Annotated in this window: 22 protein-coding genes; 15 read left to right on the top strand and 7 right to left on the bottom strand. The window is 65.3% G+C overall.

What is annotated here, in order from left to right:
• The first annotated feature begins 44 nt into the window (after positions 1–44).
• The 4 genes from IVA92_RS10810 to IVA92_RS10825 all read left to right on the top strand — a co-directional run bounded on the left by IVA92_RS10810 (position 45) and on the right by IVA92_RS10825 (position 4,325).
• Positions 45–1,220: a PA0069 family radical SAM protein gene (locus IVA92_RS10810; protein ID WP_247279651.1), complete on the top strand. Its 1,176-nt coding sequence runs from the start codon at positions 45–47 to the stop codon at positions 1,218–1,220.
• Positions 1,221–1,243: 23 nt separating this feature from the next.
• Positions 1,244–1,699, top strand: coding sequence for a VOC family protein (locus tag IVA92_RS10815; protein ID WP_247279652.1), 456 nt, complete (start codon positions 1,244–1,246; stop codon positions 1,697–1,699).
• A 77-nt stretch (positions 1,700–1,776) separates the two neighbouring features.
• Positions 1,777–2,673: a ribonuclease HII gene (locus IVA92_RS10820; RefSeq protein WP_247279653.1), complete on the top strand. Its 897-nt coding sequence runs from the start codon at positions 1,777–1,779 to the stop codon at positions 2,671–2,673.
• A 143-nt stretch (positions 2,674–2,816) separates the two neighbouring features.
• The gene (locus IVA92_RS10825) at positions 2,817–4,325 is read left to right on the top strand and encodes a glycosyltransferase family 39 protein (protein WP_247279654.1); all 1,509 of its coding nucleotides are present in this window, start codon (positions 2,817–2,819) and stop codon (positions 4,323–4,325) included.
• A 41-nt stretch (positions 4,326–4,366) separates the two neighbouring features.
• Here IVA92_RS10825 and IVA92_RS10830 read toward each other — a convergent pair whose 3' ends face one another.
• Complete coding sequence (locus IVA92_RS10830; protein WP_247279655.1) at positions 4,367–5,176, bottom strand: uracil-DNA glycosylase; 810 nt, start codon at positions 5,174–5,176, stop codon at positions 4,367–4,369.
• Between the two features lie 135 nt (positions 5,177–5,311).
• Between IVA92_RS10830 and IVA92_RS10835 the strand changes: the two genes are divergently transcribed.
• The 3 genes from IVA92_RS10835 (at position 5,312) to IVA92_RS10845 (ending at position 10,065) form a co-directional block, all read left to right on the top strand.
• A complete protein-coding gene (locus tag IVA92_RS10835; protein ID WP_247279656.1) occupies positions 5,312–6,973 on the top strand; it encodes an electron transfer flavoprotein-ubiquinone oxidoreductase in 1,662 nt (553 codons plus the stop codon).
• 324 nt (positions 6,974–7,297) lie between these two features.
• Complete coding sequence (locus IVA92_RS10840) at positions 7,298–9,094, top strand: tetratricopeptide repeat protein (protein WP_247279657.1); 1,797 nt, start codon at positions 7,298–7,300, stop codon at positions 9,092–9,094.
• An 86-nt stretch (positions 9,095–9,180) separates the two neighbouring features.
• Positions 9,181–10,065: a 4-(cytidine 5'-diphospho)-2-C-methyl-D-erythritol kinase gene (locus tag IVA92_RS10845; protein ID WP_247279658.1), complete on the top strand. Its 885-nt coding sequence runs from the start codon at positions 9,181–9,183 to the stop codon at positions 10,063–10,065.
• Between the two features lie 103 nt (positions 10,066–10,168).
• On the opposite strand, the gene IVA92_RS10850 is transcribed toward IVA92_RS10845, so the two are convergent.
• From IVA92_RS10850 to IVA92_RS10870, 5 genes are all read right to left on the bottom strand, one after another.
• On the bottom strand, positions 10,169–11,047 hold the full coding sequence (locus IVA92_RS10850) for an alpha/beta hydrolase (RefSeq protein WP_247279659.1): 879 nt from the start codon (positions 11,045–11,047) through the stop codon (positions 10,169–10,171).
• Positions 11,040–11,672: a LysE family translocator gene (locus IVA92_RS10855; protein ID WP_247279660.1), complete on the bottom strand. Its 633-nt coding sequence runs from the start codon at positions 11,670–11,672 to the stop codon at positions 11,040–11,042. Before IVA92_RS10855 ends, IVA92_RS10850 begins: the two co-directional genes overlap by 8 nt.
• A 44-nt stretch (positions 11,673–11,716) precedes the next feature.
• Entirely contained in the window at positions 11,717–12,979 is a 1,263-nt protein-coding gene (gene fabF / locus IVA92_RS10860; protein ID WP_247279661.1) for a beta-ketoacyl-ACP synthase II, read from the bottom strand.
• A 1-nt stretch (position 12,980) separates the two neighbouring features.
• Complete coding sequence (locus IVA92_RS10865) at positions 12,981–13,496, bottom strand: helix-turn-helix domain-containing protein (protein ID WP_247279662.1); 516 nt, start codon at positions 13,494–13,496, stop codon at positions 12,981–12,983.
• 411 nt (positions 13,497–13,907) lie between these two features.
• On the bottom strand, positions 13,908–14,915 hold the full coding sequence (locus IVA92_RS10870; protein ID WP_247279663.1) for a polyprenyl synthetase family protein: 1,008 nt from the start codon (positions 14,913–14,915) through the stop codon (positions 13,908–13,910).
• A gap of 132 nt (positions 14,916–15,047) precedes the next feature.
• On the opposite strand from IVA92_RS10870, the gene IVA92_RS10875 reads away from it, so the two are divergent.
• The 6 genes from IVA92_RS10875 to glyS all read left to right on the top strand — a co-directional run bounded on the left by IVA92_RS10875 (position 15,048) and on the right by glyS (position 20,693).
• Positions 15,048–15,275 (top strand): DUF2007 domain-containing protein, encoded by a 228-nt coding sequence (locus IVA92_RS10875; RefSeq protein WP_247279664.1) that lies wholly within the window; start codon positions 15,048–15,050, stop codon positions 15,273–15,275.
• Complete coding sequence (locus IVA92_RS10880) at positions 15,268–16,035, top strand: methyltransferase (protein WP_247279665.1); 768 nt, start codon at positions 15,268–15,270, stop codon at positions 16,033–16,035. The genes IVA92_RS10875 and IVA92_RS10880 overlap by 8 nt, the downstream gene beginning before the upstream one ends.
• Before the next feature lie 214 nt (positions 16,036–16,249).
• Positions 16,250–17,158 (top strand): S49 family peptidase, encoded by a 909-nt coding sequence (locus tag IVA92_RS10885; RefSeq protein WP_247279666.1) that lies wholly within the window; start codon positions 16,250–16,252, stop codon positions 17,156–17,158.
• A 105-nt stretch (positions 17,159–17,263) separates the two neighbouring features.
• On the top strand, positions 17,264–17,455 hold the full coding sequence (locus IVA92_RS10890; RefSeq protein ID WP_247279667.1) for a hypothetical protein: 192 nt from the start codon (positions 17,264–17,266) through the stop codon (positions 17,453–17,455).
• A gap of 200 nt (positions 17,456–17,655) precedes the next feature.
• Positions 17,656–18,594: a glycine--tRNA ligase subunit alpha gene (locus tag IVA92_RS10895; protein WP_247279668.1), complete on the top strand. Its 939-nt coding sequence runs from the start codon at positions 17,656–17,658 to the stop codon at positions 18,592–18,594.
• On the top strand, positions 18,594–20,693 hold the full coding sequence (gene glyS / locus IVA92_RS10900) for a glycine--tRNA ligase subunit beta (protein ID WP_247279669.1): 2,100 nt from the start codon (positions 18,594–18,596) through the stop codon (positions 20,691–20,693). The genes IVA92_RS10895 and glyS overlap by 1 nt, the downstream gene beginning before the upstream one ends.
• 267 nt (positions 20,694–20,960) lie before the next feature.
• On the opposite strand, the gene IVA92_RS10905 is transcribed toward glyS, so the two are convergent.
• A complete protein-coding gene (locus IVA92_RS10905) occupies positions 20,961–21,314 on the bottom strand; it encodes a DUF1236 domain-containing protein (RefSeq protein WP_247279670.1) in 354 nt (117 codons plus the stop codon).
• A 223-nt stretch (positions 21,315–21,537) separates the two neighbouring features.
• Between IVA92_RS10905 and IVA92_RS10910 the strand changes: the two genes are divergently transcribed.
• Positions 21,538–21,693 carry a DUF3096 domain-containing protein gene (locus IVA92_RS10910; RefSeq protein ID WP_008562090.1) on the top strand — a complete coding sequence of 52 codons (156 nt, stop codon included), beginning with the start codon at positions 21,538–21,540 and terminating at the stop codon, positions 21,691–21,693.
• A 96-nt stretch (positions 21,694–21,789) separates the two neighbouring features.
• A complete protein-coding gene (gene ppdK / locus IVA92_RS10915; RefSeq protein ID WP_247279671.1) occupies positions 21,790–24,729 on the top strand; it encodes a pyruvate, phosphate dikinase in 2,940 nt (979 codons plus the stop codon).
• Positions 24,730–24,977 lie beyond the last annotated feature (248 nt).

Below are 24,977 nucleotides of genomic sequence, written 5' to 3' on the forward strand. Positions count from 1 at the left end.
GCTCTTGTTCTTGATTTGTTCTGGGCGCGTGCTATGTTGGGTTCATGAGTCGAGCATCTTCTCGTGCCCTCAAGCACCCGCCGGTTACGGCGCCCTCCGAGCCGGCGGGTGCGCCTTCTGATTTTCCTGTCGATTTTCCCGAGCTTGGCGTCGCCATCGATCGCGCACGCAGGCGAGGGCGGGGCGTCCAGTCCAACGCCAGCGGCCGTTACGAGGCCGAGGCCCGCGTCGCCTTCGACGATGGCTGGCAGAGCCTGGAGGAACTGCCGCCGTTCAAGACCACGGTCGGGATCGACACCTCACGCAAGGTGATCACCCGCAACGATTCCCCCGACATCGGTTTCGACCGCTCGATCAACCCCTATCGCGGCTGCGAGCACGGCTGCGTCTATTGCTTCGCGCGGCCGACGCACGCCTATCTCGGCCTGTCTCCCGGGCTCGACTTCGAGTCCAAACTGTTTGCCAAGCCCGAGGCGGCGGCGCTGCTCGAGAAGGAACTCGCTGCCAGCGGCTACGAGCCGCGGATGATCGCGATCGGCACCAACACCGATCCCTATCAGCCGATCGAGCGCGAGCGAAAGATCATGCGAGGCATCCTAGAGGTGCTGGAGCGCGCCGGGCATCCCGTCGGCATCGTCACCAAATCGGTCCTGGTGGTGCGCGATATCGACATTCTCGCGCGGATGGCCAAGCGCAACCTCGCCAAGGTCGCGATCTCCGTCACCTCGCTCGATCCGAGGCTCGCGCGCACCATGGAGCCGCGGGCGGCGACGCCGCCGAAGCGACTGGAAGCGCTCAAGCAGCTCTCGGAGGCGGGCATTCCGACCACTGTGATGGTCGCGCCCGTGATCCCCGCGCTGAACGATTCCGAGATCGAGCGCATTCTTGATGCCGCAGCCCATGCCGGCGTCAAGGAAGCCTCCTACGTGCTGCTGCGGCTGCCGCTCGAGGTCCGCGATCTGTTTCGCGAATGGCTGATGGCGAACTATCCAGACCGCTACCGCCACGTCTTCACGCTGATCCGCGACATGCGCGGCGGCCGCGACTACGATGCGAAATGGGGCGAGCGGATGAAGGGGACCGGCCCGATGGCCTGGACCATCGGCCGTCGCTTCGAGATCGCCTGCGACAGGCTCGGCCTCAACAAGCGGCGCTCCAAGCTGACCACCGATCACTTCGCGCGGCCGAAGCGGAACGGCGATCAGCTCAGCCTGTTCTGATCGCGAAGTGGACGAGGCGTAACATGAGTGAGGAAACCACCGTGCCGGTGCCGCGGCTGACCGTAGTCACGCTCGGTGTCAGCAACATCCGCGCCAGCATTGCCTTTTACGAGGCGCTCGGTTTCTCGCGCCTGCTCAAGGCGACCGGTGAGGCGGTCGCATTCTACGACACCGGTGGTCCGGTGCTCGCCTTGTATCCCTGGGATCAGCTCGCCGCCGACGCCGGGTTGCCGGACAATCCAAGACCGCCGGCATTTCGCGGGATGACGCTCGCCTGGAACTGCCGGACGCGCGAGGAGGTCGATACGGTGCTGGCTTTCGCTGTCGACAAGGGTGCAGCGCTGCTGAAAGCGGCGCACGAGACTGATTACGGCGGCTATTCCGGCTATTTCACCGATCCCGATGGCCATCCTTGGGAGGTCGTGGTCGCACCCGGGATCGAGGTGGGCGAGGACCGACGGGTGCATTTGGCGGAATAGGGCGGCTCACCTGAATAACGGGAATTGTCTCGGGTTCCAGGTTGCGCTGGCGAAGCCGCTTGCGCACGATCCCCACCATGATTCGGGACAAGTCCGCCAAGAAGCTGGCCAAAGACACGCCAAAAAAAGACGGTGCGAAGAAGGCTGCGCCTGCCAACACGTTGGAAGGCAAGCCGCCGCAAGCCAAGTCGTCGGAAACTAAGGCGTCGGAGGTTCAGGCTTTAACCGGCAAAAGCGCCGGCCGGAAAGGCATCATTGCCGTGGCCCCGCCGAGCTTCCGTCGTGAGCGCGCGCTGATCAAGCGCGGCGTCTGGCCGGTCGCAGGCTGCGACGAGGCCGGTCGCGGACCGCTCGCCGGCCCCGTGGTGGCGGCGGCCGTGATCCTCGATCCCGACCGCATTCCCCGTGGCATCGATGATTCCAAGCGCCTGACCGCCGAAGAGCGCGAAAAACTGTTCGACAAGATCTGCGCCACCGCGCAGGTCTCGGTCGCCGTGGCTTCGCCCGCGCGGATCGACCGCGACAACATCCTGCGTGCTTCGCTATGGGCGCTGAAGCGCGCGGTGGTGGCGCTGCCCGAGGCGCCGCGCCACGTCTTCGTCGACGGCCGCGACCGGCTCGATACGGAATGCGACTGCGAGGCCGTGATCGGCGGTGACGGCATCGTGCTGTCAATCGCGGCCGCCTCCATCGTTGCCAAGGTGACGCGGGACCGGCTGATGTGCGCGCTGGCGCAGGACTGCCCCGGCTACGGCTTCGAGCAGCACAAGGGCTACGCTGTCCCCGAGCATCTCGACGCCCTGGATCGCCTCGGCCCCTCCATCCACCACCGCAGCTTCTTCGCCCCCGTCGCCGCCGCCCGCGCCAAGCACATGCCCTGGACCGTCGAGCCGGCGCAGGATCTGTTCTCTGTCGCGGAGGTCGAGGTGCAGGTGGAAGCCCAAATCGAGATCGACGCGTCTGCGAATCTCTAGGTGTTTCCTCCGCAGCCTCCCCCATCCGTCAAGCCCGGCATGACGACTTGCGGCGGTTGCCACGACGCGCAGCGCCCTTTATCAAAACAGGTGTGAGCGAACAGGGCCGGCTGGACGGGTTGGCTGCATCTTTCGGACGTTGCATGCGGTTTACCTCGCTGGTCATCGAGCTCATTCGCGCCCGGCCGCGGCTGATCGTGTGGATCGCCGTGCTGCTCCAGGCGGCGATGTGGCTGTTCGTGGCGCTGGTGTTCTACCGCAGCCCGCCCGGCAGTCTGGCGACGCTGCTGGCCTTCGGCCGCGAGTACCAGGTCGGCACCGATCTCGGCCCGCCGCTGCCTGTCTGGCTCGCCGACATGGCCTATCGCGCCGCCGGCGGTCACATGTTCGGCGTGTATGTCCTCGCTGAGCTCTGCGAGATCGCGACCTTCATCGCGCTCTTTCATCTGTCTCGTGCCGTCGTCGGCTCACAGCAGGCGGTGCTCGCCGTGCTGCTGACCATGACCGTGCTAGCCTTCTCCTCGTCCGCGCTCGACTTCGGACCCTTGGTGCTGGCACGGCCGCTCTGGGCGCTGCTGCTGCTGCACTCCTGGCAGATCATCGGCCAGCGCCGCGGCAATGCCTGGTTCGTCTGGTCGATCGAGGCCGGCCTGTTGTTGCTCACGACGCCCGCCGCGATCTTCCTCCTCCTCCTGATCGTCGTCTTCGCGATCTCGACGGCGGGAGGCCGCAGGACGCTGCGCGGGCTCGATCCGCTATTCGCGCTGATCGTCGTCGCCGTGCTGGCGCTGCCCTATGCGATTTGGCTGATGCGCGCCGAGACATTGACGATGCCGGTCTTGCCGCAAGTTTCGGAGCTCAACGCCCGCGTCCTGCACGCAGCCTGGCTGCTCGGCGGGCTCGCGCTTGGGGCGGCGGCGATTCCGGCGCTGACCTTCCTGAATACCGGGATGTTCGCCGGCAAGGGCGAGGAGCCGCCGATCATCTATCGCCCGCCGGTCGAGCCGCTCGCGAGCAACTTCGTCTATTTCTTCGCGCTGGCGCCGCCACTCGGCGCGGTGCTGATCTCCGGCCTGCTCGGGCTCGAATCCGTCGTCGGCGGCGCCGCCGTCATGCTGGTCATGTCCGGGCTTGCCGTGGTGGCCGCCGCAGGGGATCTCATCGCGATGCGCCGCGCGCGGATGCTGCGCATGGTCTGGGCCGCCGCAATCATCGCGCCCGCCATCGGCGTCGTGCTCGCCGTCCTGATCATGCCTTGGACCGGCACCGGCGAGATCGCGACCTCGATGCCGGCGCGCGCGATCTCGGATTTCTTCGACGAGAGCTTCGCCCGCCGCACCAATCATCGCCTGCGCGCGGTCGCCGGCGAGACCCAGCTTGCGAGCCTGATCGCGCTGCATTCCGGCCGGCCGCATCTCTTCATCGATGCCGATCCTGCGCGCACGCCGTGGATGAATCAGGCCAAGTTCAGCGAGACCGGCGGCGTCGTGGTCTGGCGCGCCTCCGACACCGCCGGCACCCCGCCGCCGGAGATCCTCAAACGATTTCCCAACATCGTCCCGGAAGTCCCGCGCGCCTTCGAATGGCTGGTAACCGGCCGCCAGCAGCTTTTGCGCATCGGCTGGGCCATCGTGCGGCCGAAGGGGACGTAGCGCTCTCTCCGTTGCAATGACGAAGGAGAGTGTCCCGTCCCTCACGACCCCGCCAGCACCTTCGCAACCGCGCGCAGATCCTGCCAAGCCAGCCGCTTGTAGGACGGCGAGCGCAGCAGGTACGCCGGGTGAAATGTCGGCAGCGCGCGGATGGTGCGCTGGCCGGTGTCGTAGTCGAACCAGCGGCCGCGGGTGCGCATGATGCCTTCGCGCGTTCCGAGCAGCGTCTGCGTCGAGGGATTGCCGAGCGTCACCAGCACATCCGGATTGACCAGTTCGATCTGACGCTGGATGAAGGGCAGACAGATCTGCGTCTCCTGCGGCGTCGGCGTCCGATTGCCGGGCGGCCGCCAGGGAATGACGTTGGCGATATAGGCGGTGGTGCGGTTGAGCCCGATCGCGCCGATCATGAGATCGAGCAGCTTGCCGCTGCGCCCGACGAAGGGCAGTCCCTCGATGTCCTCGTCGCGCCCGGGCGCCTCACCGACGAACATGATGCGCGCCTTAGGATTGCCGTCGGCGAACACCAGCCGCGTCGCGGTGTGCTTCAGCGCGCAGCCCTCGAAGCTCTGCATCAGTTCGCGCAGTGCATCCAGCGTCGGCGCCGTGCGCGCGGCCTCGCGTGCCGAAGCAATCGCGACGTCGGGGGCAAGGGCTGCCTCGCCGCGCATTAGCGTCGGCGCGGCGACCGGCCGCGATGGCTCGACCGGCGGTGCCACGGGCGGAGCCGGTGGCGGGGCTTCTAATTCCGCCAGGCGGTCGATCGGTTCCTCGGCGAGCGCGCAGTCGACACCGGCCTCCAGATAGAAGGCGAGAAGCTCGCGGATGGTGGGTGCGGGTTCGGGGATCATGGGAAAGTCTGACTTTTATATCAGCTTGGGCGGTCTTGCACCCCGGCGAAACGTATTTCCGAGGTTGTCCTACCCGGAAAAATCGGAAACAAGAGGGCGCAATCGACCAAGGACCGTCTCAAGGGCTGAGATCAGATGAGCACCGAAGAACTCCCTCCTCGCGAATCCATGGAATTCGACGTCGTCATCGTCGGCGCCGGCCCCTCGGGCCTGTCGGCTGCGATCCGGCTGAAGCAGCTCAACGCCGATCTCAACGTCGTCGTGGTGGAGAAGGGCTCCGAGGTCGGCGCGCACATTCTCTCCGGCGCCGTGATCGACCCGGCCGGGCTCGACAAGCTCGTTCCGGACTGGCGCGAGGATTCCGACTGCCCGCTGAAAACCCAGGTGAAGGACGACCGCTTCTACTGGATGACGGCCGGCGGCGCGATCAAGCTGCCGAACTTCATGATGCCGCCGCTGATGGACAATCATCATTGCTACATCGGCTCGCTCGGCAATGTCTGCCGCTGGCTGGCGCGCAAGGCCGAGGCGCTCGGCGTCGAAATCTATCCGGGCTTTGCGGCGGCCGAAGTGCTCTATGACGAGGAGGCCAAGGTTAAGGGCATCGCCACCGGCGACATGGGCATCGGCCGGGACGGCAAGCCGAAGGACTCCTTCACCCGCGGCATGGAATTGCTCGGCAAGTACACGCTGTTCGCCGAAGGCGCGCGCGGCAGCCTGACCAAGCAGCTCATCAACAAATTCGCACTCGACGCCAAGGCCGAACCGCCCAAGTTCGGCATCGGGCTCAAGGAGGTCTGGCAGATCGATCCCGCCAAGCACCAGAAGGGCTTGATCCAGCATTCCTTCGGCTGGCCGCTCGATATGAAGACCGGCGGTGGCTCATTCCTCTATCATTACGACGACAATCTCGTCGCCGTCGGCTTCGTCGTACATTTGAATTACGACGATCCCTATCTGTCCCCATTCGACGAATTCCAGCGCTTCAAGACCCATCCCTCGATCCGCGGCACTTTCGAAGGCGCCAAGCGGCTCGCTTACGGGGCGCGCGCCATCACCGAGGGCGGCTACCAGTCGGTGCCGAAGCTGAGCTTCCCCGGCGGCGCGCTGATCGGCTGCGCGGCCGGTTTCGTCAACGTGCCGCGCATCAAGGGTGTGCACAATGCGATGGGCACCGGCATGCTCGCCGCCGAGCACGTCGCTGCGGCGATCGCCGCCGAGCGCGCCAATGACGAGCTCGTGGAATACGAGAACGCCTGGCGTTCCTCGTCGGTCGGCAAGGATTTGTTCCTGGTCCGCAACGTCAAGCCGCTGTGGTCGAAGTTCGGCACCGTGCTCGGCGTCGCGCTGGGCGGCTTCGACATGTGGTGCAACACGCTGTTCGGGGCCTCGCTGTTCGGCACGCAATCGCATCTCAAGCATGACCGCGCCACGCTCGATCCGGCCAAGCAGCATGCACCGAAGAACTATCCGAAGCCGGATGGCAAGATCACCTTCGACAAGCTGTCCTCGGTGTTCTTGTCCAACACCAATCACGAGGAGGACCAGCCGGTCCATCTCAAGGTCGCTGACATGAACCTCCAGAAGACCTCGGAGCACGACGTGTTCGCCGGTCCCTCGAGCCGCTATTGCCCGGCCGGCGTCTATGAGTGGATTGAGGAGGGGTCTGGCCCGCGTTTCCAGATCAATGCCCAGAATTGCGTCCACTGCAAAACCTGCGACGTGAAGGACCCCAACGGCAACATTACCTGGGTTCCCCCGGAAGGCGGTGGCGGCCCGAATTACGAGGCAATGTAAGCCGGGATCACGTATCCAGGCCCGATGTGGCCGGGGTTACGCCACCCCGGCAATGTGACGCACGTTCGCGTGAGACCGGGGGCCGCCGGAGCGGCTGGCGGCCACGATAAGGCCATAGTAGCGGCGTCTTGGGGCGCTGTTGGCGGATTCACTTGGCCGCGTTGGGACGTGCGGCGGGGATCGCCGGTCCGAATCCTTGCGGCGAGGCGCCAAAAGCGGCATTGTCTGGCCTGACGGTTCCGGGTCCCGATGCCACCGGCCGCGTTCGCATGCGATACGGCCTCTGCTGCAAACCCAGGCACTACCAACTCAAGGCGAGCCCTGATGTTTTCAAATCGTTTCAACCGCTGGACTGCTGCCGCCATCGCCTTCATGGGCACCGCGATCATGGCGGTCCCCGGCGCGGTCCTGGCGCAGACGCCGGATCACCCGGAGAACACGGCGGCGCAGTTTCCGACCCGGAACGATCTGAAGTCGCTCACCGGCGCCGGCAGCTATCTCGCCGCCCGCCACGCCAGCGTCGAGCGCGACGCGACCTCGGCCGCGGCGTTCTACCGCTCGGCCCTGCGCACCGATCCGAAGAACAACGAACTGCTCGACCGTGCCTTCATCTCCTCGGTCGCCGACGGCGACATCGACGAGGCGGTCAAACTCGCCGAGCGCATCCTCACCATCGACAAGACCAACCGCGTCGCGCGGCTCGTCGTCGGCGTTCACGATCTCAAGCTGAAGAAGTACGCGGCGGCGCAAACCAACATCAACCAGTCGATCCGAGGTCCGATCACTGATCTCGTCGCCACGCTGTTGTCGGGCTGGGCCGCCTATGGTGCGGGCGATGCCAAGGGCGGTGTCGCCACCATCGACAAGCTGGCCGGTCCGGAATGGTATCCGCTGTTCAAGGATCTGCACGCCGGCATGATCCTCGAGCTCTCCGGCAAGGAGAAGGACGCCGGCACCCGCTTCGAGCGCGCCTACAAGCTCGACGATTCCATGCTGCGCATCACCGAGGCCTATGCGCGCTGGCTGTCGCGCAACAAGGATTCCGCCGCGGCGACTACCGTCTACCAGGCTTTCGACAAGAAGCTCGCCCGTCATCCGCTGATCTTGGAAGGCCTGCGCGAGACCAAGGCGGGCAAGAAGATGCCGCCGCTCGTCGATTCCGCGCAAGCCGGCGCCGCCGAAGCGCTCTACGGCATCGGCGCCACGCTGACCCGCCGCGGCGGCGAGGATCTGGCGCTGGTCTATCTCCAGCTCTCGCTCTACCTCCAGCCCAGCCATCCGCTGGCGCTGCTCTCGCTCGCCGACCTCTATGAATCGGTGAAGCGGCCGCAGATGGCGATCAAGGTCTATGAGCGCGTGCCCTCGTCCTCGCCGCTCAAGCGCAACGCGCAGATCCAGCTCGCCATCGACCTTGATTCCGCCGACCGCACCGACGAGGCGATCAAGATCCTCAAGGGCGTCACGTCGGAGGATTCCAAGGACCTCGAAGCCATCATGGCGCTCGGCAATATCGAGCGTGGCCGCAAGCGGTTCGGCGACTGCGGCGCGACCTATTCGCAAGGGATCGAGGTGCTGCCGCCCGGCAACGACAAGGCCAACAGCGTCTGGTATTACTATCGCGGCATCTGCGAGGAGCGCTCCAAGCAGTGGGCCAAGGCCGAAGCCGACATGAAGAAGGCGCTAGAGCTCCAGCCCGACCAGCCGCACGTCCTCAACTATCTCGGCTATTCCTGGATTGACCAGGGCGTGAATCTCGACGAAGGCATGAAGATGATCAAGCGCGCCGTCGAGCAGCGTCCCGACGACGGCTATATCGTGGACTCCCTCGGCTGGGCCTATTACCGCATCGGCAATTACGAGGAGGCGGTGAAGAACCTCGAACGCGCGATCGATCTCAAGCCCGAGGATCCCACCATCAACGATCACCTCGGCGACGCCTACTGGCGCGTCGGCCGCACGCTGGAAGCAAAATTCCAGTGGTCGCATGCGCGCGATCTCAAGCCCGAGCCGGAAGAACTGCCGAAGATCGAGGCCAAGATCGCCAACGGTCTGCCGGACGACAATTCGAACTCTTCGGCGGCGCAGGCCGAGAAGAAGAAGGACGACGGCAAGGGCGGCTGAGCTGAGCGCGTGATCCGGAAATCGTGTAGCGCTTTTTCGGCAAGATCATGTGAAGGAAAGACGTAGGTTCTGGGGGCGTGTCGCCGATGTCGGCGTTGATTGAACTGGGGCGGGCGAAGGTCAATCTGAGCCTTCGCGTCGTCGGCCGTCGTGCCGACGGCTATCATGATCTCGAAAGCGTGGTTGCGTTTGCCGACTGCGCCGACCGGCTGACGCTGGAGCCCGGCGGCGAGTTGAAGCTCACAACCACCGGACCGCTGGCCACAGCCTGCGGCGATAACGCCGACAATCTCGTGCTCAAGGCCGCCAAGCTTCTGGCTGAGGCCGTACCGGGCCTGAAGCTGGGCGCCTTCGTGCTCGACAAGGTGCTCCCCGTCGCGGCCGGCATCGGCGGTGGCTCGGCGGATGCCGCGGCGGCGCTTCGGCTCTTGGCCCGTCTCAACGATTTGTCGCTCGATGATCCCCGTCTCCAGAACGTCGCGCTCGCAACTGGCGCCGACGTGCCGGTGTGCCTGCTCTCGCGGGCCTGCGACATGACCGGAGTCGGCGAGCAACTGCTGCCGCTCGCGCTGCCGAACATGCCCTGCGTCATGGTCAATCCGCGGGTGCCGGTCGCGACCAAGGACGTGTTCCAGGCGCTGGGCCTGCGCAATGGCGAGCTCCTGGTCGGCGTCACCGACGTCATCCGCGCTCCGGCCTGGCCGGAGGAGGGGGCCTCGATCGCTGACTGGGTCGACGTTCTCGAAACTGTCCCCAACGACCTCGAAGCGCCCGCAATGCGCATCGAGCCGGTGATCGGCAAGGTCCTGCAAGCCTTGCGTGCCTCTGCCGGCGTCAAGCTCGCCCGCATGTCCGGCTCCGGCGCGACGTGCTTTGCGATCTACGGCGCGCCCACCGACGCCCATGCCGCCGCCGAAAGGATCCGGCGCGATCATCCCGGCTGGTGGGTGCATGCGGGGACGTTGAGCTAGTATTTCCGCGGAGACGCTGCGCAGCCCGGATGAGCGATGCGATCCGGGATTCTTTCTTGCCGCGCCCTGCATGTCGTTGCGCTCATGAAGGCTACGTTGTGAGCTAATCCGCACTTTGCTTGTCGAGCCCGAGAAACCGCCGGATCTTAGCCAGCACCTCTTGCGGCTTGTCATGCTGCAGCCAGTGTCCCGCCCCGGCGATGGTCTCGACGCGCGCGTTCTGGAAATACCTCTCCAGGCCCGCTGCCTTTGCGCCGACCAGAAAACTTTCGCCGGCATTGAGCAGCAGCGTCGGGCAGGCGATGCGCGCCCAGAGTTCGACGTGGTCGTCTGGCCAGAGCCGGTGCGGCGCACTGGCGCGCTGGTAGGGATCGAACTTCCAGCTATAGGTGCCGTCCTCGTTCTGCCGCGCGCCATGGGTGGCGAGATGCAGCGCGAGGTCGCGGGACAGCCGCTTGTTGTGAAGCATCATCTGCGCGGCTGCGGCCTCGAGCGTCGAATAGCGGCGCGGCGTGCGGTCGTGCAGCTTGTCGAGCTGCGCCACCCATTTGCCGATGCGCTCATGCACCGGCGGCTTCGGCGTGTCCGGCAACATGGTCACGCCGTCAAGGACGACGAGCTTGGAGACCAGCTCGGGGAATGAGCCCGAAAAGATCAGACTGACCATGCCGCCCATCGAATGGCCGATGAGCGTCACCTGCGGCGCAGCAATGATGCGGACAAGCTGGGCAAGATCGTAGACATATTCCGTCAGCGCGTAGCTGCCGCCTCGGGTCCAATCGGAATCGCCGTGTCCGCGCAGGTCGGGTGCGAGCACGTGGAAATGCGGCTGCAGCGATCGAGCGATGACGTCCCAGCTCCGGCAATGATCGCGGCCGCCGTGAACCAGGACGGCGGTGGGCGCGTTTTCGTTGCCCCAATCGGCAAAATGTAGCCGGAGGCCGTGCGATTCATAGAACCGGCTTTGCGGGGCGCTAGCCATTTGCCGGCCGCCGGGCCAGCGCGAGCGACAGGCCGAGGCCGGCGATGAAGACGCCCGAGCCCTGCGTGAGGCGCCGCATCAGATGCGGCCGTCCGATCAGCTGCTTGCGCGTCGCTGCTGCCATCAGCACCACCACCGCATCGGCGAGCGTGTTCAGCGTCACCGAGATTGCGCCGAGGAGGACGAATTGCAGCGCGGGGTTCGATCCCGCGGGATCGAGGAACTGCGGAATGAAGGTGAGGAAGAACGCGGCGGTCTTCGGGTTCAGCGCCTCCACCAGCACGCCGTCGCGAAAGGCGCGATTGTCGCCGATGGGCTCGCTCTCGAGAGACGGTGCCCGGCCGGCGCTGCGAAAAGTCTTGATACCGAGCCAGACCAGATAGAGCGCGCCGATAAATTTCACTGCGGCGAACAGTTCGGCGCTGGCCAGGATGATCGCGGAGATGCCGAGGCTGCCCGCCACCACATGAACCAGTCCGCCCAGCGCCGTGCCCGCAGTCGATGCGAAACCGCTGACGCGTCCCTCCGATAATGTCCGTGCCGCGACATAGAAGATGCCGGGGCCGGGAACGGCGGCAATGAGACAAGCTGCCACCAGGAACAGCCAGAAATTCGTCGTGATCATTGTGTTTTGGTAGCGAAGCCTGACGCGATTGCAAGGCCCCTCGTTTAGCCCATCCGGCGGAAGATCACGCTGGCATTGACCCCGCCAAATCCGAAGCCGTTCGAGATGGCGCTCTGGATCGGCATCGGCCGCGCTGCGCCGGCGACGATGTCGATGCCGTCAGCGCCAGGATCCGGGTTTTCGAGATTAAGCGTCGGCGGCGCGATCTGGTCGCGTAAAGCCAGCACGGTGAAGATCGCCTCCAACCCGCCGGCGGCGCCGAGCAGATGGCCGGTGGCCGATTTGGTCGCGCTCACGGCAATGCCGCGGTCACGGCCGAACAGCGCGGCGATGGCGCCAAGCTCGCTCTCGTCGCCGGCGGGCGTCGATGTCGCATGGGCGTTGAGGTGCTGCACATCCGAGGGCGCAAGGTTCGCCTGCCGAAGCGCGATCTCCATGGCGCGGCGGGCGCCATCACCGTCGGGCGGCCCTGAGGTCATGTGATAGGCATCCGCCGTCGTGCCATAGCCGACGATCTCCGCGATCGGCGCCGCGCCGCGCGCCAGCGCATGCTCCAGTTCCTCGATCACTAGGATGCCGGCGCCTTCGCCCATCACAAAACCGTCGCGGTCGCGATCGAACGGGCGCGAGGCGCGTGCAGGCTCATCGTTGAAGCCGCTCGACAGCGCACGTGCCGCAGCAAAGCCACCGAGGCTGACGATATCGATACAGGCCTCCGCACCGCCGCAGATTGCGACGTCGATCTCGTCGGCGCGAATCATGCGCGCGGCATCGCCGATCGCCTGGACCCCGGCCGCGCAGGCGGTGACGGGCGTGCCCAGCGGTCCCTTGTAGCCGTATCTGATCGAGACGTGGCCAGCGGCGAGATTGGCGAGGAACGAGGGGATCGTGAAGGGCGAGAGCCGGCGCGCGCCGCGCTGCTCCGTGATGCGCACCGCCTCTGCGATCGCCGGAAAGCCGCCGACGCCGGAAGCGATGATCGTCGCAGTCCGCGCCAGCGCCGCGGCGTCCTGCGGCATCCATTTGGCTTGCGACACTGCTTCTGCGGTGGCGAGCAGCGCGAACAGGATGAAGCGGTCCATCTTGCGCTGGTCTTTTGGCGCAGCCGCCTGTGCGGGATCGAAGCCGGCTTCGGCGTCATCGCCCTTGTCGGGCACGAGTCCGGCGATGTGCGCCGGCAGTACCTGCGCCCATTCGGGCAGAGGGCGCAGCCCGCTTTGACTGGCCAGCAGCCGGCGCCAAGACCGCTCGACACCGCAGCCAAGCGGCGACACCGCGCCCATTCCCGTCACGACGATACGACGCATGTCAGTCTCCAGACGGCGCGACGGCCGGGTTCATGGCCTTGAGTGAAGCGAGTCGTTTGCGCATCCCGCGGCTGGCGCGTGGACCTGCGATGACGACTGCATTGGTGAGCGTGATCGGACGCAGGTCGGCGGCATCGACGACGACAGGATCGAACGGGCGGATCTCGTCGCGGCTCGCCAGCCGGATGGCTTCGCCCTCTGGAGCGAGATGCTTGTTGCCCCAGGCGAGCAGCGCCACGATCACGGGAAAGAAATCCCGCGCCTTGTCCGTCAGCGCATATTCGTAGCGCGGCGGCCGCTCATGATAGCGGCGGCGAACAAACATGCCGTTCTCGGTGAGATGGGCGAGCCGCCGCGACAGGATGTTCGGCGCGATCCCGAGGCTTTGCGAAAACTCGTCGAATTTCGTCGCGCCCTGAAAGGCATCGCGCAGGATCAAAATGCTCCACCATTCGCCAACCGTCTGCACGGCGCGGCCGACAGGGCATTCCAGGATGGAGGAAGATTTGGGCTGCATGGCAGGAAGGTAAGTGAGTGACTTGCAAAAAGCAAGTGACTGGAGCGGGCAGCAGCAGGCGCGAGCAGTGTAAGTGATATGATGGTTCGGTGGGGGAGACAGCGCGTCTGGTAGGAATGTGCGGTGGGCACTTGCCGGACCGCGCTCGTGCTTCGGACGCAGCGCAGCGCCTCTTGGCGGTGCGCTGCGGAGCCGGGACCCATCTAGCTGCGCGTGCCGCGTGAGTCCCGGCTCTGCGCGGCCCCGCGAAGAGCGTTGCAGCGCGTCCGGGACACGGGAGGGAGTGCGATGCTGCCTAACGCTCCGTCATTGGGAGCGGAGCGAAGCAATCCAGATCGCCACCGCGGAAGGATTTCGGATTGCTTCGCTGAGTTCGCAATGACGAGTGGAAAGCGCGTCAGGCTGTCACGCTTAATGTGATCGCGCCAGACAGAACGCCACGACCTGTTCCAGCGCGCTCTTCATCGGCGAGGACGGGAACAGTGCCAGCGCGTCCACGGCCATGGCGCCGTAGTGCTGGGCGCGGCTCAGCGTGTCCTCCAGCGCGCGGTGCTTGTTCATCAGGCCGATGGCGTGGTCGAGATCGGAATCGCCGATGTCGCCGCGCTCCAGTGCCCGAATCCAGAAGGCGCGCTCGGTGTCGTTGCCGCGGCGGAAGGCGAGCACCACCGGCAGCGTGATCTTGCCTTCGCGGAAATCGTCGCCGGTGTTCTTGCCGAGCTTGGCGCTCTTGCCGCCATAGTCGAGCACGTCGTCGACGAGCTGGAAGGCGATGCCGAGATTCATGCCGACCGAGCGGCAGGCGGTCTGCTCCGCCTTCGGGCGGTTGGCGATCACGGGGCCGACCTCGCAGGCGGCGGCGAACAGCTCGGCCGTCTTGCCGCGGATCACGGCGAGATATTCGTCCTCGGTGGTCGCGGTGTTCTTGGCCGCGGCGAGCTGCATCACCTCGCCCTCGGCGATGGTCGCGGCGGCCGCAGAGAGGATGTCCAGCGCGCGCAGCGAGCCGACCTCGACCATCATGCGGAAGGCTTGGCCGAGCAGGAAGTCGCCGACCAGCACGCTCGCCTCGTTGCCCCAGAGCATGCGCGCCGACAGCTTGCCTCGGCGCATCTCGCTTTCGTCGACGACGTCGTCGTGGAGCAGGGTCGCGGTATGCATGAACTCGACGGAGGCGGCGAGCTTGATGTGGCCGTCGCCGGTGTAGCCGGCGAGGTTGGCCATGGCGAGCGTCAGCATCGGCCGCAGGCGTTTTCCCCCGGAGGAGATCAAATGATTGGCGACCTCCGGGATCATGGTCACATCCGAACCGGTCCGCGACAGAATCGTGGCGTTGACGCGCTCCATGTCACCGGCGACAAGGGCAACCAGCTCTTCGATCGACGCGCCGGGAGTTTCGAAAGGTACGATGACGGCCACGCCGGTCTCCAATATTTGCCCCGGAAGGGCTATTCTGATGGAAAGACAATAGAAACTGGTGGCGGATGCGGCAAGTGCCGCGGAACCATTGACATTTGCCGCTTCCCTCTTTTTCAGGCAGGAGACCTGCGTTTGCGTGAACTGGTTCGGACCAACGACATGGTGCTGGTGTCAGCGATCGGCGCGCTGCTCGACGGTGCCAATATCCATCATCTGGTGCTTGACCAGAACATGAGCATCATCGAGGGCTCGCTCGGCATTTTGCCGCGGCGGATCCTGGTCCATGAGGATGACGCCCTCGAGGCCCGCCAGCTTCTCACCGCGGCCGGGCTCAGCCACGAATTGCGCGGCGATGATTGAGGCCGCAGCTGATATCACCGAGGACACCTTTCTCGGCGGGCAGTTGCGCCTGAAGCAGAAGCGATCCGGCCATCGCGCCGGACACGACGCCATCCTGCTTGCGGCGGCGACCGCGGCCAAGGCGGGCGATCGCGTGATCGATCTCGGCGCCGGCATCGGTACGGCGGGCCTCGCGCTTGCCAGGCGCGTGGCTGGATTGCGGCTCGGCCTGGTCGAGATCGATCCGGTGCTGGCAGAGCTTGCGCGGTCCAATGCGGCGGCGAATGGAATTGCCGCCGAGACGATCGTGCTCGACGTCACTGCCGATGCACAGGCGTTTGCGGCAAATGGGCTCGTGCCCGACAGCGTCGACGTGGTGCTGATGAACCCGCCTTTCAACGATCCGGTTCGGCATCGCGGCTCGCCGGACCAGGCGCGTCACACCGCCCATGTCGCGAGGGACGAGACACTGAATGCATGGGTGTATGCGGCGCGGCGCATCCTCCGATCGAACGGCGTGCTGACGTTGATCTGGCGTGCAGATGGGATCGCCGACGTCCTGGCAGCGCTGTCACGGGGCTTCGGCAGTCTCTCGATCCTGCCGGTTCACGGCGAGGCGGGACGGCCCGCGATCCGGGTGCTGGTGCGCGCGGTGAAAGGCGGCCGGGCGCCGGCGCGAGTGCTGCCGGGGCTCATGCTCAACGACGAGTCGGGCGTGCCTGAAAAAGAGGTGAAGGAGATTCTGGAGGGGAGGGCGGTCTTGCCGCTGGCGGAGCCGTGATTGCTTATTGCGGAAGCGATTCCGACTGCTGTTCCTGCGGCGTCGTCAGGCGGATCGCCATGAACAGCGCACCGATCAGCAGCATCAGCAAATAGATTTTCATGGCGTTCTCCGCTGCCTCATTGCAGCCTCCCAACGGGAAATCTGCAAAACACGTTCCAGGCACTTCCAATGACAGTCGCGTGATAAAAAATGGTTAAACAGAGGTAACGGCATGGCCGAACATTTGAACGATCGTGAGAGTTCCGGCCTGGCCGACAAGCTCATGCAATATCTGCCGGCGCGTTTCCGGCCCGGCACGCCAATTGTGCCCGTGGTGCGGCTGTCCGGCGTGATCGGCGCAGTGACGCCGCTGCGCCCCGGCATGACGCTCGCGGGCGTAGCGCGCGTGCTGGAGCGGGCGTTTTCACATCGCAACGCCAAGGCGGTGGCCTTGGTGATCAATTCGCCTGGCGGCTCGCCGGTGCAGTCGCGCCAGATCTACCTGCGCATCAAGCAGCTCGCGGCGGAGAAGAAGCTGCCCGTGCTGGTCTTCGTCGAGGACGTCGCCGCCTCAGGCGGCTACATGATCGCCTGTGCCGGCGATGAGATCATCTGCGATCCCTCTTCGATCCTCGGTTCGATCGGCGTGGTCGGTGGCAGTTTTGGTTTCCAGGAGGCTATCAAGCGGCTCGGCGTCGAGCGGCGCCTCTACACCGCCGGGGCCCATAAGGCGATGCTCGATCCGTTCCTCCCGGAAAATCCTGATGACGTGGCGAAGCTGAAGGCGATCCAGCGTGAGATCCACCAGATCTTCATTGCCCTGGTAAAGGACAGCCGCGGCGGACGCCTGAGGGGCACCGACGACACCCTGTTCACGGGCGAATATTGGGCGGGCGAGAGCGCGGTCGCGCTAGGGCTCGCCGACAGCATCGGCGATCTCCGCTCAACTCTTCGTGCCCGCTACGGCGAGAAGGTTCTCACCCCTGTGATCGCGCAGCCGACCGGTCTGTTGTCCGGTCTTCTGGGCCGGAAATCGCCCGGGGCGGGTCAGCTTTCGGCGCTGGAAACAATGGCCGGTCTGCCTGATGAGCTGATCTCGGCGGTCGAGACGCGGGCGATTTGGGCGAAATTCGGGTTCTAGGGCTCGCACTCCCGCGCCATTTGGCCCCTCTGCCCTCCGATTGCGGCGCAGGTCCATCTGCGCAACAATGCGCGTGGGGGCTGAGCACTAGACAAGGATCGACCGATGCCGCCGTTCGTCGCTTTCGCGGGCGTGCTGGGCGGGCTTGCCGTGGTCCGCTGGGCCTACAAGACCGCTGTCCGGATCAACCAGGAGCTGGAGGAGATGCGCTTGTCGCGCGTCACCGAAGCCGCCCATATGGGGGACATCCAGACGCTGAAACGTGACCCCGTGACCGGAGCTTACCGCCCGGGGTAGTTGCGCCATTCGTCATGCCCGGGCTTCTCCCGGGCATCCACGTTCTTCGTGCCGCGCCAAACATTCGTGGATGGCAGGGACAGCTCGGCTATGACGGAGAACTGGGCTGCTTTCCCGCCCCCTTCGCCTTGATTCCCATCCCCGCCGCCGATACGGTCCCGCGCGATTCAAAACCCCCCCCGCGAGAGCCTGATCTGACGATGGACGCCTCCTTGCCCGCCCATATGCGCCCGGAACGCTCGTTCCAGGGCTTCATCCTCGCGCTCCAGCGGTTCTGGGCCGAGCAGGGCTGCGTGATCCTGCAGCCCTACGACATGGAGATGGGCGCGGGCACCTTTCATCCGGCGACCACCCTGCGCGCGCTCGGGCCAAAGCCGTGGAACGCGGCCTATGTGCAGCCCTCGCGCCGGCCCAAGGACGGTCGCTACGGCGAGAACCCGAACCGGATGCAGCACTACTACCAGTTCCAGGTGATCATGAAGCCGTCGCCGCCGAACCTTCAGGAGCTGTACCTGAAGTCGCTCGCCGCGATCGGCATCGATTCCGCCGTGCACGACATCCGCTTCGTCGAGGACGATTGGGAGAGCCCGACGCTGGGCGCCTGGGGCCTCGGGTGGGAATGCTGGTGCGACGGTATGGAAGTCAGCCAGTTCACCTATTTCCAGCAGGTCGCGGGCTTCGAATGCGCGCCGGTGGCGGGCGAGCTCACCTACGGGCTCGAGCGCCTCGCGATGTATGTGCAGGGCGTCGATCGCGTCTACGACCTCAACTTCAACGGCCGCGATGGCGACGCCAGGGTCACCTATGGCGACGTCTTCCTGCAAGCCGAGCAGGAATATTCGCGGCACAACTTTGAACATGCCGACACCGCGATGCTGTTCGAGCAGTTCAGGATGGCCGAAGCGGCCTGCAGGAAATATCTGGACGCCGGCTGGCGCGAAGGCGACAACAGCAGGCAGCATCTGATGGCACTGCCGGCCTATGACCAGTGCATCAGGGCGAGCCACGTCTTCAATCTGCTCGATGCGCGCGGCGTGATCTCCGTGACCGAGCGGCAGAGCTACATTCTGCGCGTGCGCGAGCTGGCCAAGGCCTGTGGCGAAGCCTGGATCCATACTGAAGCGGGCGGAGCGGCCTGATGCCCGATCTTTTGCTTGAACTGTTCTCGGAAGAAATCCCCGCGCGCATGCAGGCCAAGGCGGCCGACGATCTGCGCCGCATGGTCACCGACAGGCTGGTCGCCGAAGGCCTCGTCTACGAGGGCGCAAGGGCTTTCGCGACGCCGCGCCGCCTCGCGCTCACCGTGCACGGCATCCCTGCGCGCCAGCCTGACCTCAAGACCGAACGCCGCGGACCGAAGATCGGCGCACCCGATGCGGCCGTGCAGGGCTTTCTGAAAGCGACCGGTTTGAATTCGCTCGACGAAGCCAAAATCCAACGGGATCCGAAGGGCGACTTCTATATTGCGCTGATCGAGAAGCCCGGCAGCGCCGCGATCGACGTGCTCGCGGAAATCCTGCCGGTGATCATCCGCACCTTCCCCTGGCCGAAAGCGATGCGCTGGGGCGCGCGCTCCGGCAAACCCGGATCGCTGAACTGGGTGCGTCCGCTGCACGCAATCACCGCGACTTTCGGGCTCGAGACGGAACAGCCCGACGTCGTGAAGTTCTCGGTGGACGGCATCGAGGCCGGCCAAACCACTTACGGCCATCGCTTCCTCGCACCTGCGGCGATTTCCGTGCGTCGTTTCGAGGACTACGAGGCTAAACTTCTCGCCGCAAAAGTCGTGCTCGACCCTGAGCGCCGCAAGGATGCGATCCTCACCGACGCCAAGCAGCTCGCCTTCGCGCAAGGGTTCGAGCTCGTCGAGGACCAGAACCTGCTCGACGAGGTCGCCGGCCTCGTCGAATGGCCGGTCGTGCTGATGGGCTCGTTCGAGCCGGAATTCTTGACGACGCCCGCGGAAGTCATCCGCGCCACGATCCGCAACAACCAGAAGTGCTTCGTGGTGCGCGATCCCAAGACGGGCGAGCTCGCCAATAAGTTCATCCTCGTTGCCAACATCGAGGCGACCGACGGCGGCAAGACCATCATCGCCGGCAACGAGCGGGTCATCCGCGCGCGGCTCAGTGATGCGAAGTTCTTCTATGAAACGGATCTGAAGACCAAGCTCGAGGAGCGGCTGCCGAAATTCGAGCAGATCGTGTTCCACGAGAAGCTCGGCACGCAGGCCGCGCGAATCAAGCGCATCGAGCGCCTGGCGGCCGAGATCGCGCCGCTGGTCGGCGCCGACGTTGGCAAGGCAACGCGCGCCGCGCATCTGGCCAAGGCGGATCTGCTGACCGAAGTCGTCGGCGAATTCCCCGAGGTGCAGGGATTGATGGGCAAGTATTATGCGTTGGCGCAGGGCGAGGACGCTTCGGTCGCGGCCGCCTGCGAGGAGCACTACAAGCCGCAAGGACCTGCCGATCGCGTACCGTCCGATCCGGTCAGCGTTGCTGTGGCGCTCGCCGATAAGCTCGATACGCTCGTTGGCTTTTGGGCCATCGACGAGAAGCCGACGGGGAGCAAGGATCCGTATGCGCTGCGGAGAGCTGCCCTCGGGGTGATCCGGTTGATTGCCGAGAACGCGCTGCGTTTGTCGGTCATGAAGGTGGCGGCGTCCGCACTCGCCGGTTTGTCGGTTAAGCCGGCCGATGCGCAAAAGCTTCCGATAGACCTGCTCGCCTTCTTCGCCGACCGCCTCAAGGTCCAGCTCCGCGAGCAGGGCGCGCGTCACGATCTCGTCGATGCCGTGTTCGCGCTCGGCGGCCAGGACGATCTTCTGATGATCGTGCGCCGAGTCGAGGCGCTGGGCAGGTTTCTCGACACTGACGACGGCAAGAACCTGCTGGCCGGCACCAAGCGCGCCAGCAACATCCTCTCGATCGAGGAGAAGAAGGACAAGCGTACGTTCGACGGCGCGCCGGATGCTGCGCTCTACAGCCTCGATGAAGAGAAGGCGCTGGCGAAAGCGATCGGCGAGGTCAAGGCGGAAGCGAGCGCCGCCGTCGCCAAGGAAGACTTTGCCGCGGCCATGAGCACTCTGGCGAAATTGCGTCCGCCTGTGGATTCGTTCTTCGACAAGGTTCGCGTCAATGACGACGATGCGAAGGTGCGCGAGAATCGGTTGAAGCTGCTGAACGAGATTCGCAGCGCCACACGGGCGGTGGCGGATTTCTCGAAGATTCAGGATTGAGGCTCGTGCCCGGACGCTGCGCAGCGCGCCGCCCTTCGCGGAGTGATGCGCTGCAGAGCCGGCCCCATGTCGCCGCGCGCTTGGGGCTTCCGGGTCCGGGTCGCGCTTCGCTTGCTCGGGACACGAGCGCAACAGGAGCCCGCAAAAAAGTGCCCCGCCCGGCGGGGGGAGGACCGGGCGGGGCCTGATGTCCGATTTAACACTGCTCGCGCCAGCCTGATGTGGCGCGCCGGACATCTAGTCGATCTCAGGTAGTCGATCTCAGTCTCAGTCCAGCACCTCGACGATGCGACGCGAGCGCGGTTCGACCAGCACGGTCTCGCCGTTCACGACGGTGTAGCGATAGGTGGTGGCGCCGAAACGCTGCGGCACGTCATAATACGTGACGCCGCTCTCGGGTAAGGTGGCGCCCACCACCACGCGATCCGGGATGCGGAAGGGCGGCACACGTTGTTCGACGACATAGTCGCGGAAGGCCGGCCGCTGGTCGACGGCAATGCTGGGGGCACTGTCGACCACGGTAGGCGCGCGTCCCACCGTGACATCGCTTTGCGCCTGTGCCGCAAGGGGCGAGCCGATCGCAACGCCCAGCGCTGCAAGGGCAAGAATCCTGTTCCGCATGGGCAACTCCTTCGATGTGATGTTTGGCAAGCGCCAGTGGCGCAACCGGTGGCCAATGCATGCGACTTCGCAATGTTCCGGGAAAAGGCCTGCCGTATCCGCGGCAATTTCGGGCAGTTTTCGAGAAGCCGGGAACTCGCATTGGCTTTCCGCGTCTCTACTCGCGGAACCGGGGCCGCTATGATCCGCCCGCGATTCGTCCACCTCCACAGAAAGATAATTCATGCACATCACCGTCGCCCACATTTCGCCGATCCTGTCGTTGATTGCGGGCGTGCTCATCCTGATCATGCCGCGACTCCTGAATCTTATCGTCGCGATCTTTCTCATCGTGAATGGCGCGATCGGGCTTGGGCTCCTGAAGTGGCTCCGCTTCTAGGCGTTCACTTTTCGGAACTCTCCGACTTGCGCGGGCCCGCCCAAAGTGGTGTAAGGCCCGCGATTTCCCATTCCTCTCGCAGGTTGTGTGCAAGCTATGGCCAAAGCCGCCTCGAAGCCCAAGAAAATGCCAGCGAAAATCCCAGCGAAATCAAAGTCCTCCACTGCCGCAAAGGCCGCGCCGCGGGCCCGCAAGGCGCTGGCCAAGAGCACGCCGAAGCCGGTCGCCAAGCCCGTTGCAAAGCCCGCTGCCAAGCCGGCGGCAAAGGCTGTGACCAAGGCGGCTCTGCCGAAGGTCGCTGCAAAGCCCGCACCCAAGAAGGCTACCTCCGCCAAGGCGGCGCCAGCAGCGGCCAAGGCCGGCAAATGGGTGTTCACATTCGGTGACGGCAAGGCCGAAGGCCGCTCGGAAATGCGTGACCTGCTCGGCGGCAAGGGCGCCAACCTTGCCGAGATGGCCAATCTGGGCCTGCCGGTACCTCCGGGCTTCACCATCCCGACCTCGGTCTGCACCTACTTCTACGCACACGACAAGACCTATCCGAAGGAACTGCAGTCGCAGGTTGAGAAGGCGCTGGAGCATGTCGGCAAGTTGACCGGCAAGGTGTTCGGCGACACCAAGAACCCGCTGCTCGTCTCCGTGCGTTCCGGCGCGCGCGCCTCGATGCCGGGCATGATGGACACCGTGCTCAATCTCGGCCTCAACGACCAGACCGTGGAAGCGCTGGCCGAGTTGTCGGGTGACCGCCGCTTTGCCTATGACAGCTATCGCCGCTTCATCACCATGTATTCGGACGTGGTGCTCGGCTTCGAGCATCATCATTTCGAGGAAATCCTCGACACCTTCAAGGACAGCCAGGGTTACACGCTCGATACCGATCTGTCCGCGGACGACTGGGTCGAGCTGGTCGGCAAGTACAAGGACGCGGTCGCGCGCGAGACTGGCAAGGAATTCCCGCAGGATCCGCACGACCAGCTCTGGGGCGCGATCGGTGCGGTGTTTTCCTCCTGGATGAACGCGCGCGCGGTGACCTACCGCAAGCTGCACGACATTCCGGAATCCTGGGGCACCGCGGTCAACGTGCAGGCCATGGTGTTCGGCAACATGGGCGATACCTCCGCGACCGGCGTTGCCTTCACGCGCAATCCCTCGACCGGCGAAAGCAAGCTCTACGGCGAATTCCTGATCAACGCGCAAGGCGAGGACGTGGTGGCGGGTATCCGCACGCCGCAGGACATCACCGAGGAGGCGCGGAAGGAATCGGGCTCCGACAGGGCGTCGATGGAATCGGCGATGCCGGAGGCCTTCAAGGAGCTGACGCGGATCTACACGCTGCTCGAGAAGCACTACCGCGACATGCAGGACATGGAGTTCACGGTCGAGCAGGGCAAGCTCTGGATGCTCCAGACCCGCAGCGGCAAGCGCACTGCGAAAGCGGCGCTGCGCATCGCGGTCGAGCTGGCCAATGAAGGCCTGATTTCGAAAAAGGAAGCGGTGACCCGGATCGATCCAGCCTCGCTCGATCAGCTGTTGCATCCGACCATCGATCCCAACGCCAAGCGCGACGTGATCGCGACCGGCCTGCCGGCCTCGCCGGGAGCAGCCTCCGGCGAGATCGTGTTCTCCTCGGACGAGGCGGCCAAGCTCCAGGCCGATGGACGCAAGGTGATCCTGGTCCGGATCGAGACCAGCCCGGAAGACATCCACGGCATGCACGCCGCCGAAGGCATCTTGACCACGCGCGGCGGCATGACCTCGCACGCGGCGGTGGTCGCGCGCGGCATGGGCAAGCCCTGCGTCTCCGGCTGCGGCACCATCCGCGTCGATTACGGCCGCGGTACCATGAGCATCGGCTCGCGCACCTTCAAGACCGGCGACGTCATCACCATTGATGGTTCGCTCGGCCAGGTGCTCGCCGGCCGCATGCCGATGATCGAGCCGGAGCTGTCCGGCGAGTTCGGCACGTTGATGAACTGGGCCGACCAGGTCCGCAAGATCGGCGTGCGCGTCAATGCCGATACGCCCGAGGATGCCCGCACCGCGATCAAGTTCGGCGCCGAGGGCATCGGCCTGTGCCGCACCGAGCACATGTTCTTCGAGGAGACGCGCATCCGCACGGTGCGCGAAATGATCCTCTCCGAAGACGAGCAGGCACGCCGTGCCGCGCTCGCCAAGCTGCTGCCGATGCAGCGCGCCGACTTCGTCGAGCTGTTCGAGATCATGAAGGGTCTTCCCGTCACGGTCCGCCTGCTTGATCCGCCGCTGCACGAGTTCCTGCCGCACACCCATGCCGAGGTCGAGGAAGTGGCGCGCGCCATGAACACTGATCCGCGGCGCCTGGCCGACCGCGCCCGCGAGCTCTCGGAGTTCAATCCGATGCTCGGCTTCCGCGGCTGCCGCATCGCGATCGCCTATCCTGAAATCGCCGAGATGCAGGCGCGCGCAATCTTCGAGGCCGCGGTCGAGGCGCAGAAGCGCACCGGCAAGGCCGTCGGTCTCGAGGTGATGGTCCCGCTGATTGCGACAAAGGCCGAGCTCGACCTCGTCAAGGCGCGGATCGATGCGACTGCGCAGGCGGTGATGCGCGAGACCAATACGAAGATCGCCTATCAAGTCGGCACCATGATCGAGCTGCCGCGCGCCTGTCTGCTCGCGGCCGAGATCGCGGAAAGCGCCGAGTTCTTCTCGTTCGGCACCAACGATCTCACGCAGACGACGTACGGCATCAGCCGCGACGACGCGGCGAGCTTCCTCGGTCCCTACGTGGCGAAGGGCATCCTCTCGGTCGATCCCTTCATCGCGCTTGATCAAGAGGGCGTCGGTGAGCTCGTCAAGATCGGCGTCGCGCGCGGCCGCAAGACGCGGGCCTCGCTCAAGGTCGGCATCTGCGGCGAGCACGGCGGCGATCCCGCCTCCGTCGCCTTCTGCCACACGATCGGCCTCGACTACGTCTCCTGCTCGCCCTACCGCGTGCCGATCGCCCGCCTGGCTGCGGCGCAAGCCGCGCTCGGCAAGGCAATCGCGAGCCAGGCGTAAGCAGCATCGATATGCTGGAATGAAAGAGGCGGGGGCCCCAACCCCGCCTCTTTGCGTGATGCTGTATCCCTACCGTCATTGCGAGCGCAGCGAAGCAATCCAGAATCTTTCCCCGGAGGCAGACTGGATTGCTTCGCTGCGCTCGCAATTGTGCATGTTCACTAATTCGCTGATTGGATCGCTCCAGCGGAGGACGATCCGATGCGCGACAACAGCTATGACCGGACGATTGAGCGCAACTATCTGCC

Origin of the sequence: Bradyrhizobium sp. 154 (assembly GCF_023073875.1) — a bacterium.
Classification (GTDB): domain Bacteria; phylum Pseudomonadota; class Alphaproteobacteria; order Rhizobiales; family Xanthobacteraceae; genus Bradyrhizobium.

Bases quoted from the DNA above. Each gene is read 5' to 3' on its own strand.
- IVA92_RS10880 (WP_247279665.1), top strand. From the start codon at position 15,268: ATGATTGAGGCCGCAGCTGATATCACCGAGGACACCTTTCTCGGCGGG.
- IVA92_RS10905 (WP_247279670.1), bottom strand. From the start codon at position 21,314: ATGCGGAACAGGATTCTTGCCCTTGCAGCGCTGGGCGTTGCGATCGGC.
- IVA92_RS10885 (WP_247279666.1), top strand. From the start codon at position 16,250: ATGGCCGAACATTTGAACGATCGTGAGAGTTCCGGCCTGGCCGACAAG.
- IVA92_RS10895 (WP_247279668.1), top strand. From the start codon at position 17,656: ATGGACGCCTCCTTGCCCGCCCATATGCGCCCGGAACGCTCGTTCCAG.
- IVA92_RS10815 (WP_247279652.1), top strand. From the start codon at position 1,244: ATGAGTGAGGAAACCACCGTGCCGGTGCCGCGGCTGACCGTAGTCACG.
- IVA92_RS10830 (WP_247279655.1), bottom strand. From the start codon at position 5,176: ATGATCCCCGAACCCGCACCCACCATCCGCGAGCTTCTCGCCTTCTAT.
- IVA92_RS10840 (WP_247279657.1), top strand. From the start codon at position 7,298: ATGTTTTCAAATCGTTTCAACCGCTGGACTGCTGCCGCCATCGCCTTC.
- IVA92_RS10890 (WP_247279667.1), top strand. From the start codon at position 17,264: ATGCCGCCGTTCGTCGCTTTCGCGGGCGTGCTGGGCGGGCTTGCCGTG.
- IVA92_RS10850 (WP_247279659.1), bottom strand. From the start codon at position 11,047: ATGGCTAGCGCCCCGCAAAGCCGGTTCTATGAATCGCACGGCCTCCGG.
- fabF (WP_247279661.1), bottom strand. From the start codon at position 12,979: ATGCGTCGTATCGTCGTGACGGGAATGGGCGCGGTGTCGCCGCTTGGC.
- IVA92_RS10910 (WP_008562090.1), top strand. From the start codon at position 21,538: ATGCACATCACCGTCGCCCACATTTCGCCGATCCTGTCGTTGATTGCG.
- IVA92_RS10845 (WP_247279658.1), top strand. From the start codon at position 9,181: ATGTCGGCGTTGATTGAACTGGGGCGGGCGAAGGTCAATCTGAGCCTT.
- IVA92_RS10835 (WP_247279656.1), top strand. From the start codon at position 5,312: ATGAGCACCGAAGAACTCCCTCCTCGCGAATCCATGGAATTCGACGTC.
- IVA92_RS10820 (WP_247279653.1), top strand. From the start codon at position 1,777: ATGATTCGGGACAAGTCCGCCAAGAAGCTGGCCAAAGACACGCCAAAA.
- glyS (WP_247279669.1), top strand. From the start codon at position 18,594: ATGCCCGATCTTTTGCTTGAACTGTTCTCGGAAGAAATCCCCGCGCGC.
- IVA92_RS10810 (WP_247279651.1), top strand. From the start codon at position 45: ATGAGTCGAGCATCTTCTCGTGCCCTCAAGCACCCGCCGGTTACGGCG.
- IVA92_RS10855 (WP_247279660.1), bottom strand. From the start codon at position 11,672: ATGATCACGACGAATTTCTGGCTGTTCCTGGTGGCAGCTTGTCTCATT.
- IVA92_RS10865 (WP_247279662.1), bottom strand. From the start codon at position 13,496: ATGCAGCCCAAATCTTCCTCCATCCTGGAATGCCCTGTCGGCCGCGCC.
- ppdK (WP_247279671.1), top strand. From the start codon at position 21,790: ATGGCCAAAGCCGCCTCGAAGCCCAAGAAAATGCCAGCGAAAATCCCA.
- IVA92_RS10825 (WP_247279654.1), top strand. From the start codon at position 2,817: ATGCGGTTTACCTCGCTGGTCATCGAGCTCATTCGCGCCCGGCCGCGG.